A 17,339-nucleotide genomic window follows, 5' to 3' on the forward strand; every position below is an offset into this window, starting at 1 on the left:
AGCAGCCAAAAATTATTTTCCTAAATTCTAATTTTATTAGAAGAGATTTTAAAGCAGAATTTTTCAAAGTTCTAAAAGGCCACTCAATAAAATCAAGAATTTAAACCAAAATAAAAGACTTATCAGAATGATTAGGTTAACGCGCCGCATAAAAGAAATTTGTCCTAGCACTATAGATTGCGGCAAAGCAAGTAATTGCTAAAATTTTAAAATTTTATGGTATATCGTAAGGCGTAAAAAACTAATAAAATTTAAAAACAAAACGTGCTTACAATAAATGTACGTCTAGGCGCCTTATCATTGTAGTAAAATTTATTATTCTACCTTCCGCCTTGCGCTTTAGCAAATATAATTAGATTTGACTTATTTGATTTATAACGCACGCTATATTTGACCTTTTAACAAATCTCATTAAAAGCTACACAAAAATTCCAAGAAATTTTATACACACCAAGCTTCTAAATACGCGCACAAAATAAATTCTTATCTTAAAAATTTATCTGATCCGCCAAAGCATCCAGATTTTATTGAGTTACCTAAATTTTACCGATTTTCGCGAGATTATAAAACTCTCTTGCGGCGTCAAATTCGCTTTTTATCTCGTATCGTTCGCCGCCTAGTTCAAAGCGAATTACATTCGCGTGCAGCAACAATCTCGGCGCTCCCGTCGTTCTGATCCGCTCCGTCTCATCCATTTTTTTATCCAATATCCGCTCCGCTTGCTCTCGCGAAAGCCCATACAGCGGCTCTCCCAATATCGGCGCACCCGCGGCAAATAGATGCAGCCTGATCTGATGCTGCCTACCCGTCAGCGGATAGCACTCGATCAGGCTAGCGTCTATGTCCGAGAAATATCGCAGCGGGCGTATCAGCGTGATCGCCTCCTTACCGTCGCGCGATATTTTCATACGAATTTTAAGATCGGCAAACTCGTCGCTAGGAGCGATCGGAGCATCAATCACAAACCCCTCAAAATCCTTTAAAAATTTCAGTTTTTCGCTAAATTTTGCGTATTTTGCAGGCTCAAATTTTTTCAAATTTACACAGCCTGTAGAAGTAGCCAGCATAGATTTAGCCGCAGATAAGGCGCAAGGTTTATGTCCGTTATCCGCGCTACTCATCGCGATAGCGGGTTTAAGCTTATCACTCACGCCGCAGGATAAGGCATCAAATTTAAATCCGCTGCCAACATCGCCAGTAGGAGCGCCAGATTTAAATTTAGCCTGCGCGCCGCCAGATAGAGTGCTGCGCCATAATCTCCTACTCGCACTATTAGACAAGATATTAAATCCAAATTTATTGCCTACTCCTTTTAGAGCTAGTGTATCGCGCAGATCCGACACGTTATCTGGTAAACTCACAGCATCGTCCGCAAATTTTGATCCGCAAATTTCATACGAACCTAGCGCATAGCAATTCTCTATCTCGCCATTGCAAGCAGCACTTTGCAAATCCCCTCGTACGAGCGCTAGATAGCTTTTCATCACCCTACGCTGTTCGAAGCACTCTTTAAGCTCGCGTGCCGCGTCTTTATCCTTAGCGACGATAAGAATTCCGCTGGTTTCTAAATCAAGCCTGTGCGCCACGCACGCGTCCTGCCCGTATAGCGACCAGATCTCGTCATACATATTATAAGGCGAGTTGCGTCCGCTCGGATGGCTTAAAATTCCACTCGGCTTGTCAAATGCCGCAAACGCATCGCACTCAAAGATCGGCTTCAGTCCGCGCGGCTCGCATTTGTAATCGATCAAAAAAATTTCTCCGCGAGCAACGGAATTTTTATGCAAATTTTGATCCTCTGCATCGGTTACGCGATGCTTGTCACAGATGCGCTGCGCGGATTTCATATCGTACCCGAGGCTAAGCAGAATTTCGTAAATTTTGCGTCCCTCAAAGCTTCCCAGGCTTCTTTTCTCATAACCCATATTAAACTTTCAGCCCCATTTTTATATAATTTTTGCCATCATTATACAAGAAATTCTAACCGAAAGGCTACTAAAATGGTCGAAAGATACGCAAGAAAAGAGATGTCTGAAAAATGGAGCTTGCAAGCCAAATACGATGCGTGGCTAAAAGTCGAGCTCGCAGCGGTTAAGGCGTGGAATAAGCTAGGTTTAATAAGCGACTGCGATAAAGATAAAATTCTACAAAACGCAAGCTTTAGGATCGAGCGGATAGATGAGATCGAAAAGACCACCAAGCACGACGTGATTGCATTTCTAACGAGCGTGAGTGAGAGTCTTGGGCAGGAGAGCCGCTTCGTACATTACGGCATGACTAGTAGTGACTGCATCGATACTGCCGTCGCGCTGCAAATCAAAGAAAGCATGGAGCTCATCATTGAGGATGTGCAAAATTTAAAAGCCGCGATAAAATCTCAAGCCATGAAGCACAAAATGACGCTGATGGTCGGGCGCAGCCACGGTATCCACGGCGAGCCGATCACTTTTGGGCTCGTGCTTGCGGTCTGGTATGATGAGATAAATCGCGCGCTAGAGCTTTTGCAACACGCAAAAAGCGTCATCAGCTACGGCAAAATAAGTGGTGCGATGGGGAATTTTGCCCACGCCCCACTAGAGCTGGAAGAGCTAGTGTGCGAATATCTGGGGCTAAAGCCCGCTCCCGCGTCCAATCAAGTCATCCAGCGCGATCGCTACGCACAGGTAATGAGCGCACTTGCGATCCTAGCTTCCAGCTGCGAAAAGATCGCTATCGCAATCCGTCACTATCAACGCACAGAGGTTTATGAGGCAGAGGAATTTTTTAGCCCAGGTCAAAAGGGCAGCTCTGCGATGCCGCACAAACGAAATCCTGTGCTTAGCGAAAACGTAACGGGACTATGCCGTATGATCCGCAGCTTCGCAATACCCGCGATGGAGGACGTAGCACTATGGCACGAACGCGATATCAGCCATAGCTCGGTCGAGCGATTTATCCTCCCCGACGGCTTTATAACTGCTGATTTTATGCTAAATCGCTTGACGAGCTTGATCGAAAAACTGCTCGTATATCCCGAAAATATGATGAGAAATCTAAATTTAACCGGTGGGCTCGTATTTTCGCAGCGCGTGCTGCTAGAGCTGCCTAAACGAGGAGTTAGCAGAGAGGATGCTTATAAAATCGTGCAGCGTAATGCGATGAAGGTCTGGGCGGATCTGCAAGAGGGCAAAAAAGCTATAGATGAGCAAGGGCATAGCCTATTTTTGCAAAATCTGCTAGCAGATACAAAGCTACGAGAAAAGCTAAGCGAAAGCGAGATCAAAGAGTGCTTTGACTACGGATATTACACCAAAAACGTGGACGCGATTTTCGCTAGGGTTTTTGGCAAATAGCAGACACGTGGCTTGCTATTTTAAAGCTCCGAACGGGCCTACAAAATATAGCAAAGCGGCTAGAAATTTATGTTTGCGCCGAAGCATTTTAATAACCGCGATTGAAATTTTAAAATTTTGATAAAGATAAAATTTTAGTAAAAGCGTAGCGCTTGTGGATAAATCTGGCATCTAAATCCGCACGACAGGCATCTACCGCTTTTACCGCGAATTTTCTACGGTTGCAACTAACCTTAAAATCGTAAAAATTTAATGCTTTAAAACGGTAAAATTCTTAGGCGTAGTAGTTTTAGAATTTTACCGCAAAATTTAAGTGCTAATCCCGAAGATGTAAATGCGAGATTTCCATAAAGCAAACAGGACCAATTCACCTCTAAATCAACTGCCATTAAAGCGCAATCCTTTTACGTGCTCGCTTAGCATTTTGCCTATGGCAACCAACCAAATTTTAATGATTTTATGGCATTTCTGCGTTGGCTCAAGCTAGGGGTCGCGAGATATCCGAAGCAATTATGAAACAAATTTAAAGTGGCAAATGGAGACATTGATAAAATTCCGCTTTTTCAACTTAAAATTATAACGATTCTTAGAAAAAAGCGGATTGAGTAAAATTTCATAAATTCCATCAATTTAAGCGCTTAGCAGATAGTACCAAAATACGAGCCAAGCATGTGAATATATTTGAATTTTGTATGTACGAGTGGGTAAAATTTGATGTCTAGTACCGGCAGCATCCTTGATTATCATATAATTATGTCTGAATTGCTAGCAAATTTCGGATTAAACAATCCTGCGATTTGATGTCTAATAATTATTTAGAATTTAAAACGGATGGGACGGGAGTTCGTTCGCCCCATCCTGCGCTAGTACATTAGAATTTTTAGAATTTAAAGTTGTATCCTAAATATAGTCCATGATTGGTCTCGTAGGCTTTATCTATATCCTCTCCGAGCTTACTAGCCTTGTATCTCGTGTAGTCCGCCTTGTAGCCAAACTCGATCTCATTATGCTCATCAAAGCTATATAAACCGCCCAGCCTTGCGCCGATGACCCAGCCAGGCAGAGTCTTTGAAAGCGAATCGCTACTTCCGTCAGATTCGTCATATGAATAAATTTTATATTTCAAAAATGAAACTCCTGTATATGCGCCCGCTACGAGTTTAAAGCCATTCGTAATCTCAGGCGTAAAATCCCCGCCTACGAGCAAGCTATGCTTATTCCACTCGTGTTTAAATATGATGTCCTCGTCAGTGCCAGTTTTCGAAGCTTTGAAATCATACAAGTACTCGCCGTACGCCCTAGCTATACCGAAATCGTAACCGCCTTTAAAGCCGAGCGCAGTCTGCCCCTTATTATCTTTATTCGTGCCAGAATCGTCCTCGTCAGACCATTTAGTAGTGATGCTGGATTTAAAAGAATAATCTCCCTCGATACCTAAAAATATCCCCTCGCCAAAGCTTGAACTCACGCATACCGCAGCGGCAAACGCCGCGATTAAAATTTTGTTTTTCACATTTTCTCCTTATAATTTATAATTTCGGGCTTTCCGCCGCCGCTTTGCCATTTTACCGCTTGCTATCTTTGAGCGTCTTCCGCCAAGCTCGCTCATAAGCATGTTTAAAATTTGCTGATTATAATATCCTTTTTTTGAAATTTCGATGAATTTCGCGACAAGACTTGGAATTTTATCTCACTCGCCTTGGATAAAATTTTATCTTGATTGCCTGGATGAAATTCGATGAAATTCTACGCCGCCTCCCCGTGAGCAACTAGAAAATTTAAACACCGGACACCATTAAAAACAATCTGTGATAAAATTTAAATCGCCTATTTAGTTGTTCGTTTTTATGTATAATTTAAAATTTACACACGAGATAAGTGCCGTGTTACCGATAGTAACTGCACTTTTAAAAATTTAAGACGATTTGATTTGGAATTTATAAAATTCCCGCCTCATTTTTGTATCATAAGCCAAATCCAAAAAAGGAGTATCTATGGAAGAACACAAAGTGGAATTACGCAACTCCCGCTTACAAGGGCCGCTAGACTCAGACGTAGACGAGCTGGGTTTAGACAGGCTCACCGACACCGTGCCGTTTCCTAAGCGTGGCGTAATTATCATGGCGATTGCCGCTGCTGTGGGTTTTGCGCTATATGCCACGTTACCGTTTGAGCCCAATGTCAAAAAAGGCCTTGCGCTGCTTGCTTTCATCGCAATTATGTGGCTTACAGAGGCCGTGCATATCACGGTAACCGCGCTTATGGTGCCGGTGCTTGCGGTAGCTATCGGACTTGGTAAATTCGCTAAAGATGGCACTTTCACGGCTGCCACCATCAAAAGCACGCTTGCGAATTTTGCAAACCCTACGATCTTTACCTTTTTCGGCGGCTTCGCGCTGGCAACGGCTCTGCATATGCAAAAGCTAGACAAAAAGATCGCGATGTGGCTAATCGCCCGCGCAGGCGGTCGCTTGGGTGTAGCTGCGATTTTAATCTGCCTTGCTACGGCGATCCTTTCGATGTGGGTTTCAAACACCGCAACTGCTGCGATGATGCTTCCGATCGCACTTGGAATTTGCGCCAACATGGACGAGAGCAAAGATCGCGGCACGCTCGTGTTTTTGCTTTTAGGCATCGCGTATTCTGCAAGTATCGGAGGTTTGGGCACGCTCGTGGGCTCACCGCCAAATTTAATCGTGGCTCAAGCCTTGCACTACAGCTTCGCAGACTGGATGAAGGTAGGTTTGCCGCTAATGTGCGTGATGCTACCGATAATGCTTGTGGTGCTTTATATAATTTTCAAGCCGAATTTAAGCCATAAAATAGAGATGGATCTGGAGCATATCCCTTGGACGCGCGAGCGCATTATTACGATCGTCGTATTTGCTCTAACAGCGCTTGGCTGGATATTTTCAAAGCAAATTTCAGCCCTTGTGGGCTTTAAAGTGGATGATGCTTACGTCGCCATCTGCTCGGCAGTCGTAATCGTCATACTAGGGCTTGCCAAATGGCACGATATCGCCGAAAACACCGAATGGGGCGTGTTGCTGCTTTTTGGCGGCGGACTTACGCTAAGTGCGGTTTTAGGCGATTCCGGAGCTTCTAAGGTACTTGGTGATCTAGTCGCGCATACTTTCGGCGGAGCGCCTACTTACATCGTACTTTTGGTAACGGCGGTTTTCATCATCTGCCTTACGGAATTTACGAGCAATACCGCCTCTGCTGCACTTTTAGTACCAGTATTTGCGGGAGTAGCGGCGCAAATGGGGCTACCAAAAGAAACTCTTACTATAGTAATCGGTGTGGGCGCAAGCTGCGCTTTCATAATGCCGGTAGCGACGCCGCCGAATGCTTTGGTTTTCGGAACGGGACGCATTCGCCAGGCGGAAATGGTACGAAGTGGCGGAATTCTAGCGATATTCTCCGCGTTTTTGGTTTCGGGATACGCGTATATTTTTTACTCGTAAAATTCCGTCAAAATTCTATAGTCCGGGTATCTACTCGGACTAAATATATTTATAAGATATATTTTTAAACTCCTAAATTTTCGGAATTTTTATAAAAAAATTCTAATTTAATACTATTTTAATCAGTTATCTGTATAATACACATATTTTACGGAAAGAAGAATTTATGGATTTTGATTTTATAGCTAAATTTAGCCCGATGTTCGTAAAGGCGGGAATTTTAACGCTGAAGCTCGCATTTTACGGGATTTTACTATCCATCATCATCGGTTTTATCTGCACGCTAATAAAATACAAAAGGCTGCCGCTGCTAAGCCCGCTTGTGAGCGCATATATCGAGCTATCTCGCAATACTCCGCTTTTAATTCAGCTATTTTTTCTATACTACGGTCTGCCGAAGCTCGGCGTTCAAATTTCAGGCTTTACCTGCGCGATTGTAGGTCTTGCATTTTTGGGCGGAAGCTATATGAGCGAGAGCTTTAGGCTCGGTTTTGAGGCGATAAAAAAATCCCAGATCGAAAGCGCGATGAGCCTAGGCCTTAGCGAAGCACAGATAGTGTTTTACGTCGTGCTGCCGCGCGCTTTTGCGATCGCCCTACCCTCCATCAGCGCAAACATAATCTTTCTACTTAAAGAAACCTCGATCGTTAGCATCGTAGCGCTCGCCGATCTCGTTTATGCCGCAAAGGACGTGATCGGGCTGTATTACAAGACGAACGAGGCGCTATTTATGTTAAGCGTTTCGTATCTGATCATAATCTTGCCGCTTTCGCTAGCGCTTACGCTGCTTGAAAAGCGCCTTGCGTATATGAGAGGCTAGCGATGGAACTCTTAAGCGGCGAAAATTTAATCAGGCTTCTTGGCGGGCTCGGGCTCACGCTGCAAATCGCGCTCATTTCAATCGCGGTTTCGCTCGCTCTGGGCTTGGTACTTGGAATTTTAATGGCCTCTGGGCGCAGAGCCTTATACATCCCGCTTAAAATTTGCCTAGAGATCGTGCGCATCATGCCGCCTATCGTCTGGCTATTTATCGTATATTTCGGCGCGAGCAAGGCATTTGGCATCCACATCTCAAATATCGCGGCTTCAATCATCGTCTTTAGCATCTGGGGCGTTTTTGAGATGATGGATCTGGTGCGCGGCGCCGTGCTTAGCATACCCAAGCATCAGTTCGAAAGCGCCGAAGCGCTCGCATTTAGCAGATCGCAAATTTATCTCTACGTGATCCTGCCGCTTGCGATGAGGCGCCTAGTGCCCGCAACGATAAATTTATTCAGCAGGATGATAAAAACAACCTCGATCGCCGTACTAATCGGCGTCATCGAGCTCGTCAAAGTAGGCCAGCAGATCATCGAAGTAAACGTCTTCCGCGACAATTATGCGCCGCTAATCATCTACGGAGCGATATTTTTCGTATATTTTTTGATCTGTTATCCGATCTCGGCGCTTTCGAAAAAACTAGAAAATAGGTGGAGCTGATGGAAATTTTAAAAATCGATAAAGTCAATAAATTTTACGGCGAGCTGCACGCGCTAAAGGACGTCAGCCTTAGCGTCGCGCAGGGCGAGGTCGTGGTGATCCTGGGTCCTAGCGGCTGCGGCAAAAGCACCCTACTTCGCACGATCAACGGGTTAGAGCCGGTACAAAGCGGAAATTTTATAATCGAAGGCGAGCGGATCGATCAAAATTTCAAAGAGTGGCGCAGGATCAGACAAAAGATCGGCATGGTCTTTCAAAGCTACGAGCTTTTCGATCATCTAAGCGTTCTGCATAACATAATCCTGGGCCCGATGAAGGTACAAAACGTCCCGAAAGAGGAAGCGATAGCTTTAGCTCGCGAATGGCTAAAGATCGTAGGTCTTGCGGATAAGGAAAACTCCTACCCCAAAGAGCTTAGCGGCGGGCAGAAGCAGCGCATCGCAATCGTGCGAAGCCTGGTGATGAAACCAAAGATCATGCTTTTTGACGAGGTTACTGCAGCTCTTGATCCCGAGATCGTGCGCGAGGTGCTCGACGTAATGCTAAATCTTGCCAAAGAGGGGCAGACGATGCTAATCGTAACGCACGAGATGGGCTTTGCGCGCGCCGTAGCCGATCGTATAGTTTTTATGGATGAGGGAAGTATCGTCGAGATTAACAAGCCGGAGGCGTTCTTTACTGCGCCGAAGAGCGAGCGCGCGAAGAAATTTCTAAATATGTTCGAATTTAAAAAATAAATTTTAATAAAGGAGAAAAGATGAAAAAAACGCTAAGCACGCTTTTTATCTTAGGTGCGTTATTTTTCGCAGGCTGCAACGACGAGGGCAAAGGCTCCTCAAATTCCGCGCAAGGCTCCGTCGAGTCGCAAAGTTATATCGACGGGATTAAAAAGCGCGGCGTAGTAAGGATCGCGGTTTTCGGCGACAAGCCGCCGTTTGGTTACATCGACGAGACGGGTAAAAACGCGGGATATGACGTGTATTTTGCAAAACGTATCGCAAAGGAGCTTTTAGGCGATGAGAGCAAGGTGCAGTTCGTGCTCGTAGAGGCCGCCAATCGCGCGGAATTCTTGGCGTCTGATAAGGTCGATATCACGCTTGCAAATTTCACCGTCACGCCGGAGCGCAAAGAGGTCGTGGATTTCGTGCTGCCGTATATGAAGGTAGCTCTCGGCATCGCGAGCCCAAATGGCGATATCACCGACGTTTCGCAGCTTAAGGACAAAACGCTTTTAATCAACAAAGGCACGACCGCGGATCTGTATTTTACGAAAAACCATCCCGAGATCAAGCTTTTAAAATTTGACCAAAATACCGAGACTTTCGGTGCGATGCTGGATCGCAGAGGCGATGCGATCGCGCATGATAATACGCTTTTGTTTGCGTGGACGAAGTCAAACCCGGGTTTTAAGGTAGGCATCCGCTCGCTCGGCGATCAGGACGTCATCGCGCCCGCGGTCAAAAAGGGCAACGACGAGCTTCGCAAATGGCTTGACGATCTAATCGTAAAGCTTGCGGACGAGAAATTTTTCCACGCCGACTACGATGCGACGCTAGCGCCGGTATACGGCGACGACATCAAGGCTGACGACGTCGTAATCGAGGGCGGGAAGCTATAAATTTTGATTCGCCGTCTAATTTAGCGGGGCGATTTTACTAGGCCCCACAAGCTCGCAGCGAGCTGGCGCCGTAGCTTTACCGAAACGGCGCCTATAAACGCTCATAGGAGGCGAGTGCTTTTTTATAAGCTAGCTAAATTATCGATCTAGCGGCAAAGTTTTGCTTCCGCACGACAGATTTAGCCACCAAGTAAATTTTAACCGAGATGGAATGCAACCTAGCGCCCGTCGTCGCGGCAAAATTTAAGTCGCGCGCGGCGGCATAAAATTTCAAGCGATAGTAGAATTCTAATGCAACCTTCTCGTGCGGTAAAAATTTATGCCGTGCGAGCAATGATAAATCGTAAGCGCTCGCTCACTAAACGGATCGGGATTTATAAAATTTTATTGGCTCAAGGCGGCTTGCAAAATCTTATACGAACGCCTCTCGCGCGCGTTCTATCTTTCGATTGGCTCGTGCGAAAGAGCGATCGCACATCCGCCCAAACGCACAATCTGCGCAACGCATTTATTTCCACGCCCAACTACACAGCGCATTTGTACCGCTAAGCCTACGATCCTGCGCGCTTTGTCTGCATATCTGTGTGTCGCCGGAGCCGTATACGGCCCGCCGCCGTCATACTCCACAGCGCCGCCGCTTGCCTCATTCGCTCCAAATTTTACGGTTCAAATTTAGCTCGCTCACGATACCCACAAGCGCGCCGATCTCATCTACGTAAAGCGCTATCGTGGCGTCTTGCTTTAGCGAGCAGTCGATTCTAGGCTCGAAATTATCGCGCCAGGTCTCGATCGCCACGTAAATTTTATCCTCCCTTAGCACCGCGTTTATCTGCGAGCCTAGCCTTAGATAAACCTCCGTCAGTCGCTGCATCAAAAGCGGCGTCAGAGCGTATCTAGCGCCCACTTGATCGGTCGTATAGACATCGAAAAATTCCTCAAATTTCACGTCGTCCATATTCGCTCGCTGCCCGTATTTGCGCAGATTTCGCGAGTTTTTGTGACATACCCGCACCTCGCAGTTAAGCCTTTTATGAAAGTCCGCGACGAAAAGCACTCCTTGAAATTTTACGTCGGTGCGAGTGCCGTTTTTGGTGCGCACCTTTTCGGCAGCGTAAAAGTCGCTAAAGCTAACGCGCACACCCTGCACCTCCCCGCTCATCATATCCTCGCTCGATTGCTCGTTTATGTAGCAGTCGTAAATTTCAAAAAACTCATCCGTCCCCAGCCCGCCATTTTCATCGTAGCTAAGCCCGAAGCTTTTTGCGATACTCGCGACGACCCTGTTTTTAAAATTTGATCTGAAATTCCGTCTTTTACTCGCCGTCAAAAGAGCGCTCACGACGCCGTAAACAGCTACGCCGAAAAATACGCCGACCGCCATCTCCTCCCAAAAGCGCGCCACTAGTGCGCCCACGCCGGTCCCTACGGCAGCAGCGATTAGACCAGCCTTTTTCACCGCTTTTTGCAGTGCCGCGCGCTCATCCTCCAGGCTCTGTAGATCGGCTAGAAAGTTAAATTTTGATCCGGCTGTTCCGTCTTTCTCGCTCCCGCCCTCGCCTTCGGCGGCTTTGGACTCAAACCTCCCGTGAGTAGCGCTCATGCGGCTATCGCTGTCTTTAAAGCCACTACCCTCGCCCGCTTCGGCTTTTAATACCTGCACCTCTTTCGCATCGGCGCTTAAAATTTGCCCATCTTGCGCCGCGCCCTGCCCTAGCGTGCCCCTGTTTTGCGCCGTGTCAAAGCCGCTAAATTTATCAAAATTTGCGCGCTGCGCCCCCTCGTTTTTGCTAGAGCTCAAGCTGCAAAATAGACGGTAAAGCAGTCCGTTTAAAACTGGAAAGATGATGAAAAGCGCGACTATGAGCCAGTTTGTATCAAATGAGACAGGCTCCGCCCTGGTATTCAAAAACACGTAAAGTCCGAGTAGCAGCAGGGTTATCAAAAATGAGACGAGCTTGCTAATGCGCGCGAGCTTTTCGCGCCGTTTTTCAAGCAGGTAAAGCTCCTCTAAATCGCCGTTTCTATCCATAATCCGCCTTTTGTAGCGCATTTAAGCGCCGGTTCATTTGTCGCGCAAATGTTAAATTTAACCGCGTGCCGCAAGTTTGATCGCCGCTAAATTTAGCGTAAAGCTCGCGCCCTGCTGTGATAAATTTTAAAATTTACTGCGCCTGCCTTAGATTTAGCCGTTATAAATTTTAAATTTCGTCCTTGCCGCGCCGCAGTTCGTTTAATGCGGGCAGATCTTTAGCGCCTCTTTTAGCCGCCCTAGCCCGTCTTTTAGCAGCGCCCTAGAGGTCGCGATATTTAGGCGCAAAAATTTCTCGCCGCCCTTGCCGTATTGCGCGCCGCAGGAGAGATACAGCCCCGTTTTTTCGCGGATGAAGCGCGCAAGCTCCGCGCTATCCTGCGTGTAAGCGCCCGCATCAAGCCACATCAGATAAGTCGCGTCTTGCGGCACGACATGCACCTGCGGAAGCTCACGCGCAATAAATTCCGTCGCGAATTTGCGATTTTCGCTGAGGTATTCGCGCAGCGCGTCCAGCCACGGCGCACCCTTCGTAAATGCGGCGATCGCTCCTTGGACGCCGAAAAAATTCGGCTCGGCGATGTCGTCGGAATTTAGCGCCTTTGAAATTTTATGACGCAAGCGCTTATCTGCGGCAAAGACCGCCGCACTTTGCAGCCCCGCGATGTTAAACGCCTTGGTTGGCGCGATTATGCTAGCCGAAATCCTCTCGCAGATCTTGCTTGCCGCAGCAAATGGCGTGTAACGCACGCCAGGCTCGGTCAGATCGCAATGCACCTCGTCGCTAAGCACCGTCACGCCGTGCTTCTCGCACAGCTCACCGATGCGGGCAAGGTCATCTCTGCTAAAGGTGCGACCGACCGGATTGTGCGGGTTGCAAAGGATAAAAAGCGTCGTCTGCGGATCGGCAAGCTTAGCCTGTAGATCCTCCCAATTGATGCTATAATCGCCGTTAGCGTAGGCAAGCTCATTCTCCACAGGCACGCGGGCGGCGTTTTTAATGCAGTAGTAAAAGCAGTTGTAAACGGGGCTCATCAGTAGCACGTTCTCGGCGGGCGAGGTGAGCTTGCGGATGATCGAATCGATCGCGGGCAGCGTGCCATTTGCGTAGATCAGCCACTCCTTTTGGATTTCATAATCGTGACGCGCGAGCCACCAGCCTTGATACGCGCTGCGCCACTCATCATCTACAAGCGAATAGCCTAAAACTCGCTCGTTCAGCCGCTTTTGCAGAGCCTCGATGATCTCGGGCGCTACGGCAAAGTCCATATCCGCGACCCACATCGGAAGCTCGCTCTCGCCTACGTCCCATTTAAGCGACTTCGTGCCGCGGCGATTTGGCAGAGTGTCGAAGTCGTATTTCTCCTTGCCACTTATAAAATCAAAAAGTCCCATCTTACGCCCTTAATTCAGTAATAATTTCAGTTTTAGACGCGTCGGTAGAGCCATCTAGGATCAGTTCGCCGATGCTTTCCGCGCGGATCAGCCCGCTGCTCGGATTCTTGACGCTATTGATCGCGCCTTTTACCTCGGCATGTACGTCGCTGTATTCAAACGCTAGCGTCGTATTTATAAGCTCGCAGTCTTGCAGGCGCAAATTTTGCATATAGCAAAAGCCCTGCAGGCTCTCGATCTTGCAGTTTCGCAGCGTCACGTTTTTAGAATTCCACCCGAAGTACTCGCCCGCGATGAAACAGTCCTCGATGAGGATATTTTCGCAGTTCCAAAATGCGTCCTTGGATAGGAGCTTGGAGTTTTTGATCGTTACGTTTCTGCAGCCGTCAAAGCAGTAATCTCCGAAGAGCGATAGATTTTCGATGCTTAAGTTTTCGCAATCAAGCCCGAAATAAGCGCCCTTTGCGGTGACGTTTTTAAGCGACACGTCGCTGCAGTGCCACAAGGTCTCTTGCGCATCGTGAAATTCTACGTTTTGCAACGCGGCGTCTTTTACGCGGCGAAGCCCCTTAGGCGCGCCGTAGAGGCAGTCTTTTAGCACCACGCCGCGGCTATACCAGATCCCTGCGCGCGCGACCTCGTCGAATAAGCAGTCCTGCGCGCGGATATTTTCGGCGTACCAAAACGGATATTTCCACTCAAATTTACAGTTTTGCGCGACGATATTTGCGCTGTGCTTTAGCGGCGACTCGCCCTCGCCGAAAACGGAATTTTCGATCCGCAGATCCTTTGCGCCGAACAGCGCGCGCTCGCCGCCAAAGTGCTTTTGTCTTAATATTTGCATGGCTTTCCTTAGATTTAAAATTTATTTCAGATTATACAAAGAATTTCAAAATTCCGCGTAGCTTAGGCGTATGAAACGCAAGCGAATTTTAAAAATTTTAAAATTTAGAGGCGGCGGGGGGCTAAATTTGACGCGCCTCGGTAGTGGTTACGAAACATATGCGGCGAATGCGCGGCAAATAGCCGCGCGCTTATAAAGGCGTTTTTGTAAACGCCCTAATGAAGCGCGCCTAGATCACTACGGCTATTCGCGTATTCGTTTAGGCACCCATATCTGCCCACGATAGGCACCACTTGAAAGCCGAATAAAAATTTATCGCGAGCGGCGCCTTATAAAATTTGTAAAATTTTCTACAATCAACGTGCAAGTTCCCCTAAAGCGTCGTGTCTGAAAAAGCGCAAATTTTACCCCGCACACAAACTGGGCGCGTCTAATGCTCGTGGTGATGCAAGTGGATGTCTTCGCCGCGGTCTCGATCTGTAGCGCGCTTTCGTAGATCAAAATACACAAAAAGCCCGCTAGGCTCGCCATCCTCGTAAATTTCAAGTTTGTAGCGCATTACGGCGTGCGTGCACACTGCAACGTCAAGCGTCGCTTCATAGCCGTCTGCGCTGCGCTTTAGCGGGAATTCCGCATTGCCCATATTCATACTCACGCCCGAAATTTTAACGCTCGGATTTTTCAGCTCACGCGAAATTCCGCTTATTTTTAGCTCGTTTGCTCCCGCTTCGATCGGATGGCGCGCTACGCTAAAGAGCGCCTTCTGCCCGCCCGCGTTAGTCTCGCAGTCCTGTGCGGCTAGATTGCAACCAAGACGCGTCCTTATATCCTTGAATAATGCATCGCTCTCATCCGCGCCAAATCCTAAAGTAGCGGCGAAAATCAAGCTAAAACGTAGAGCCTTTATCATTATGATCCTTTGTAAATGAAATTTGTACGCAATTTTAGCAGAAAATTCCGCGCCTATTAAAAATATTTATTAAAATTTTAGCTAAAATAACGATATCTTTTACGAAAGGACGAAAAATGGCTGAGTTTTTAATCAAAGACGCCAAGGACGGCTGCAAATTCGATCTACTTTATGACGGGCACGTACTGTGCACCTCCGAGGTTTACACGAGCAAGGCCGCTTGCAAAAACGGCATCGAAAGCGTCGCAAAAAACGCCGCACTAAATAAGATCGAGGATCAAATCGCGGGCGGCGAAAAGCTAAACAATCCGAAATTTGAGCTTTACACCGATAAAGCAGGTAAGGTTCGCTTCCGCCTAACGGCCAGCAACGGACAGATCATCGCCGTTAGCAAGGATTTTGAGGCTAAGGCGGACGCTCTGAAAGTAATAGAGCTTATCGTAAAACAGGCTCCGAAAGCCAAGATCAAGGAGGCGTAAATAATGGACATAAACGGACTTGTAAATATGGTCTCTGCGCTCAAAAGCGACGATAAAAATTTAAGAGAATTTCAAAGCGGTCCAGTCGCTTTTATCGAAAAATTTCTAGGCGTGGATCTACCTGACGATCAGATAAATGCGATAATTGCGGGCATCAGCTCAAATTTTTTAAGCAAAAACGAAAGCGGCGGATCTAGCTCGCTAGGCTCGATGCTGGGCGATCTTTTAGGAGGCGGCGAAGACGTGCAAGCAAACGCTGTCGATAGCAAAGGCGTGGATTTTAGCGCGCTGATCGGCAAAATCGCAAGCGCCAAGCTCGACCTAAACGGCGACGGCAAAGTCGATATCAACGACGCAAGTAGCTTTTTGGGCGATCTTTTAGGAGGCGGCGCAAACGGCGAAGACAAGGGGTTAAATTTAGGCGGCCTGCTAAAAACGTTTAAAATTTAAACGAGGATAAATTTCAAACGCAGGCCGGATTTTGCGCGACGATGTTTAAATTTACGGCGCGCTATTTTAATCCGTGCCTGCACCGTTTAACGCTTGCGTGAAGGGTTTAAATTTATGCTGTATTGCGCGTAAAAACCTCGCGCTTAATTAAGGCGGGCTCAAATTTAAAGCAAAAGTTATTTAAAATTTAAGCCCGTTTCGCCTTTGCAGCGTTTTGTTTATGGCACCTTGACGGAGCGCCCCGCTCGATCCTCTTTAAACCCTCGCTTCAAGATGAAACAATCTCAAATGCCGCTTAAATTTTATCTTTGTCTTTCAAGCGTCCGCTTTAAATTTAGTCGCTCTTTGGCTCGGTTTCATTTCGCTACCCATTCAAATTCCCGCGCAGCGCGTCAAAGCATATAGTCAAATTTTATCAAAATTTTAAAAACGGCTATAAATTAAGCGCGAAAGAGTTCGCCTAAAAAGGATATATTTTATTTCTATTTACTGTTTAGGTAGTATAATCGTTCTCGTCCGACAAGATAAAACCTCCTTTTTGTATGAAGCCCGAGCGTAAAAGCTCGGGCTTTTTTTATACCCGAAATTCTGCTATAATCCCGCCAAAAACCGCAAGGAATTTTATGCTTACACATATAGACGAAAACAATATGCCGCGCATGGTAGATGTCGGCGCCAAGGACGAGAGCGAGCGCGTAGCCACCGCTAGCGGTATCATACGAATGAGTGCGGAGGCTTTTGCCGCCGTTAAGCAAAACACGGCCAAAAAAGGCCCTGTGCTTCAAACTGCCGTCGTTGCCGCGATAATGGGCGCTAAAAAGACGAGCGAGCTAATACCTATGACTCATCCGCTTACGATTACTTCGATTAAAACGGATATCGAGGAGCTTGCGAGCGAGTGTGCGTTTAAGCTTTTTGTAACGGTGAAAATCACGGGCAAAACGGGCGTCGAGATGGAAGCGCTAACGGGCGTGAGCGTAGGGTTGCTGACGATTTACGATATGCTAAAAGCGATAGATAAATCGATGCAGATCACCGACATCGTGCTGCAACGCAAAGAGGGAGGCAAGAGTGGCGTGTATACTAGGAGCTGAAAAACCAAAAATCGACTACCCACTCTTTTGGGAATACAAAATCATCCTAGACGCAAGCACCCAAAAGCGCGAGCAGATCGATGAAATTTTAAGGGGCGAAAATTACAAAATAGACTTTTCGCGCTTTTCAAACGGCGGAAAATATATGAGCTTCAACGCAAGCGTCTTCGTAAATAGCGATACGCACAGAAATGAAATTTTCGAGCGCTTAAAGGCTCATTTTAAATACATACTGTAGGAGA

16 protein-coding genes are annotated in these 17,339 nt (G+C 46.9%); 10 read left to right on the forward strand and 6 right to left on the reverse strand.

Annotated features, from left to right (window positions below; translation table 11 throughout):
* Window positions 1–536: 536 nt before the first annotated feature.
* Window positions 537–1,925, reverse strand: a complete 1,389-nt coding sequence (locus Q0393_RS07875; RefSeq protein ID WP_298979252.1) for an RluA family pseudouridine synthase — start codon at window positions 1,923–1,925, stop codon at window positions 537–539.
* Window positions 1,926–2,000: 75 nt separating this feature from the next.
* Here Q0393_RS07875 and purB point away from each other — a divergent pair, with 75 nt between their 5' ends.
* Window positions 2,001–3,332 (forward strand): adenylosuccinate lyase, encoded by a 1,332-nt coding sequence (gene purB / locus Q0393_RS07880; protein ID WP_297882648.1) that lies wholly within the window; start codon window positions 2,001–2,003, stop codon window positions 3,330–3,332.
* A gap of 880 nt (window positions 3,333–4,212) precedes the next feature.
* Here the strand turns inward: purB and Q0393_RS07885 are convergent.
* The gene (locus tag Q0393_RS07885; protein ID WP_298979255.1) at window positions 4,213–4,845 is read right to left on the reverse strand and encodes a hypothetical protein; all 633 of its coding nucleotides are present in this window, start codon (window positions 4,843–4,845) and stop codon (window positions 4,213–4,215) included.
* Between the two features lie 607 nt (window positions 4,846–5,452).
* Between Q0393_RS07885 and Q0393_RS07890 the strand changes: the two genes are divergently transcribed.
* The 5 genes from Q0393_RS07890 (at window position 5,453) to Q0393_RS07910 (ending at window position 9,896) form a co-directional block, all read left to right on the forward strand.
* On the forward strand, window positions 5,453–6,799 hold the full coding sequence (locus Q0393_RS07890) for a DASS family sodium-coupled anion symporter (protein ID WP_298102400.1): 1,347 nt from the start codon (window positions 5,453–5,455) through the stop codon (window positions 6,797–6,799).
* 166 nt (window positions 6,800–6,965) lie between these two features.
* Window positions 6,966–7,619: an amino acid ABC transporter permease gene (locus Q0393_RS07895; protein WP_291938807.1), complete on the forward strand. Its 654-nt coding sequence runs from the start codon at window positions 6,966–6,968 to the stop codon at window positions 7,617–7,619.
* 2 nt (window positions 7,620–7,621) lie between these two features.
* Window positions 7,622–8,278: an amino acid ABC transporter permease gene (locus tag Q0393_RS07900; protein WP_298979257.1), complete on the forward strand. Its 657-nt coding sequence runs from the start codon at window positions 7,622–7,624 to the stop codon at window positions 8,276–8,278.
* Window positions 8,278–9,015: an amino acid ABC transporter ATP-binding protein gene (locus Q0393_RS07905; protein WP_298979258.1), complete on the forward strand. Its 738-nt coding sequence runs from the start codon at window positions 8,278–8,280 to the stop codon at window positions 9,013–9,015. The genes Q0393_RS07900 and Q0393_RS07905 overlap by 1 nt, the downstream gene beginning before the upstream one ends.
* A gap of 20 nt (window positions 9,016–9,035) precedes the next feature.
* Entirely contained in the window at window positions 9,036–9,896 is an 861-nt protein-coding gene (locus Q0393_RS07910; protein ID WP_298979260.1) for a cysteine ABC transporter substrate-binding protein, read from the forward strand.
* A gap of 643 nt (window positions 9,897–10,539) precedes the next feature.
* On the opposite strand, the gene Q0393_RS07915 is transcribed toward Q0393_RS07910, so the two are convergent.
* The 4 genes from Q0393_RS07915 to Q0393_RS07930 form a co-directional block, all read right to left on the reverse strand.
* Window positions 10,540–11,925 carry a DUF3137 domain-containing protein gene (locus tag Q0393_RS07915; RefSeq protein WP_298979262.1) on the reverse strand — a complete coding sequence of 462 codons (1,386 nt, stop codon included), beginning with the start codon at window positions 11,923–11,925 and terminating at the stop codon, window positions 10,540–10,542.
* 201 nt (window positions 11,926–12,126) lie between these two features.
* Window positions 12,127–13,320, reverse strand: a complete 1,194-nt coding sequence (locus Q0393_RS07920; protein ID WP_298979264.1) for a MalY/PatB family protein — start codon at window positions 13,318–13,320, stop codon at window positions 12,127–12,129.
* Between the two features lies 1 nt (window position 13,321).
* On the reverse strand, window positions 13,322–14,164 hold the full coding sequence (locus Q0393_RS07925) for a DUF3737 family protein (protein ID WP_298979266.1): 843 nt from the start codon (window positions 14,162–14,164) through the stop codon (window positions 13,322–13,324).
* Between the two features lie 430 nt (window positions 14,165–14,594).
* Entirely contained in the window at window positions 14,595–15,074 is a 480-nt protein-coding gene (locus Q0393_RS07930) for a hypothetical protein (RefSeq protein WP_297904142.1), read from the reverse strand.
* 116 nt (window positions 15,075–15,190) lie between these two features.
* Here Q0393_RS07930 and Q0393_RS07935 point away from each other — a divergent pair, with 116 nt between their 5' ends.
* The 4 genes from Q0393_RS07935 to Q0393_RS07950 all read left to right on the forward strand — a co-directional run bounded on the left by Q0393_RS07935 (window position 15,191) and on the right by Q0393_RS07950 (window position 17,335).
* Window positions 15,191–15,553: a DUF1508 domain-containing protein gene (locus tag Q0393_RS07935; protein WP_297917808.1), complete on the forward strand. Its 363-nt coding sequence runs from the start codon at window positions 15,191–15,193 to the stop codon at window positions 15,551–15,553.
* 3 nt (window positions 15,554–15,556) lie between these two features.
* On the forward strand, window positions 15,557–16,003 hold the full coding sequence (locus tag Q0393_RS07940) for a hypothetical protein (RefSeq protein ID WP_298979268.1): 447 nt from the start codon (window positions 15,557–15,559) through the stop codon (window positions 16,001–16,003).
* 623 nt (window positions 16,004–16,626) lie between these two features.
* Complete coding sequence (gene moaC, locus Q0393_RS07945; protein WP_297990246.1) at window positions 16,627–17,097, forward strand: cyclic pyranopterin monophosphate synthase MoaC; 471 nt, start codon at window positions 16,627–16,629, stop codon at window positions 17,095–17,097.
* A complete protein-coding gene (locus Q0393_RS07950) occupies window positions 17,075–17,335 on the forward strand; it encodes a DUF493 domain-containing protein (RefSeq protein WP_298979270.1) in 261 nt (86 codons plus the stop codon). Before moaC ends, Q0393_RS07950 begins: the two co-directional genes overlap by 23 nt.
* Window positions 17,336–17,339: the final 4 nt, after the last annotated feature.

This window comes from uncultured Campylobacter sp., assembly GCF_938015785.1.
Classification (GTDB): Bacteria; Campylobacterota; Campylobacteria; order Campylobacterales; family Campylobacteraceae; genus Campylobacter_B.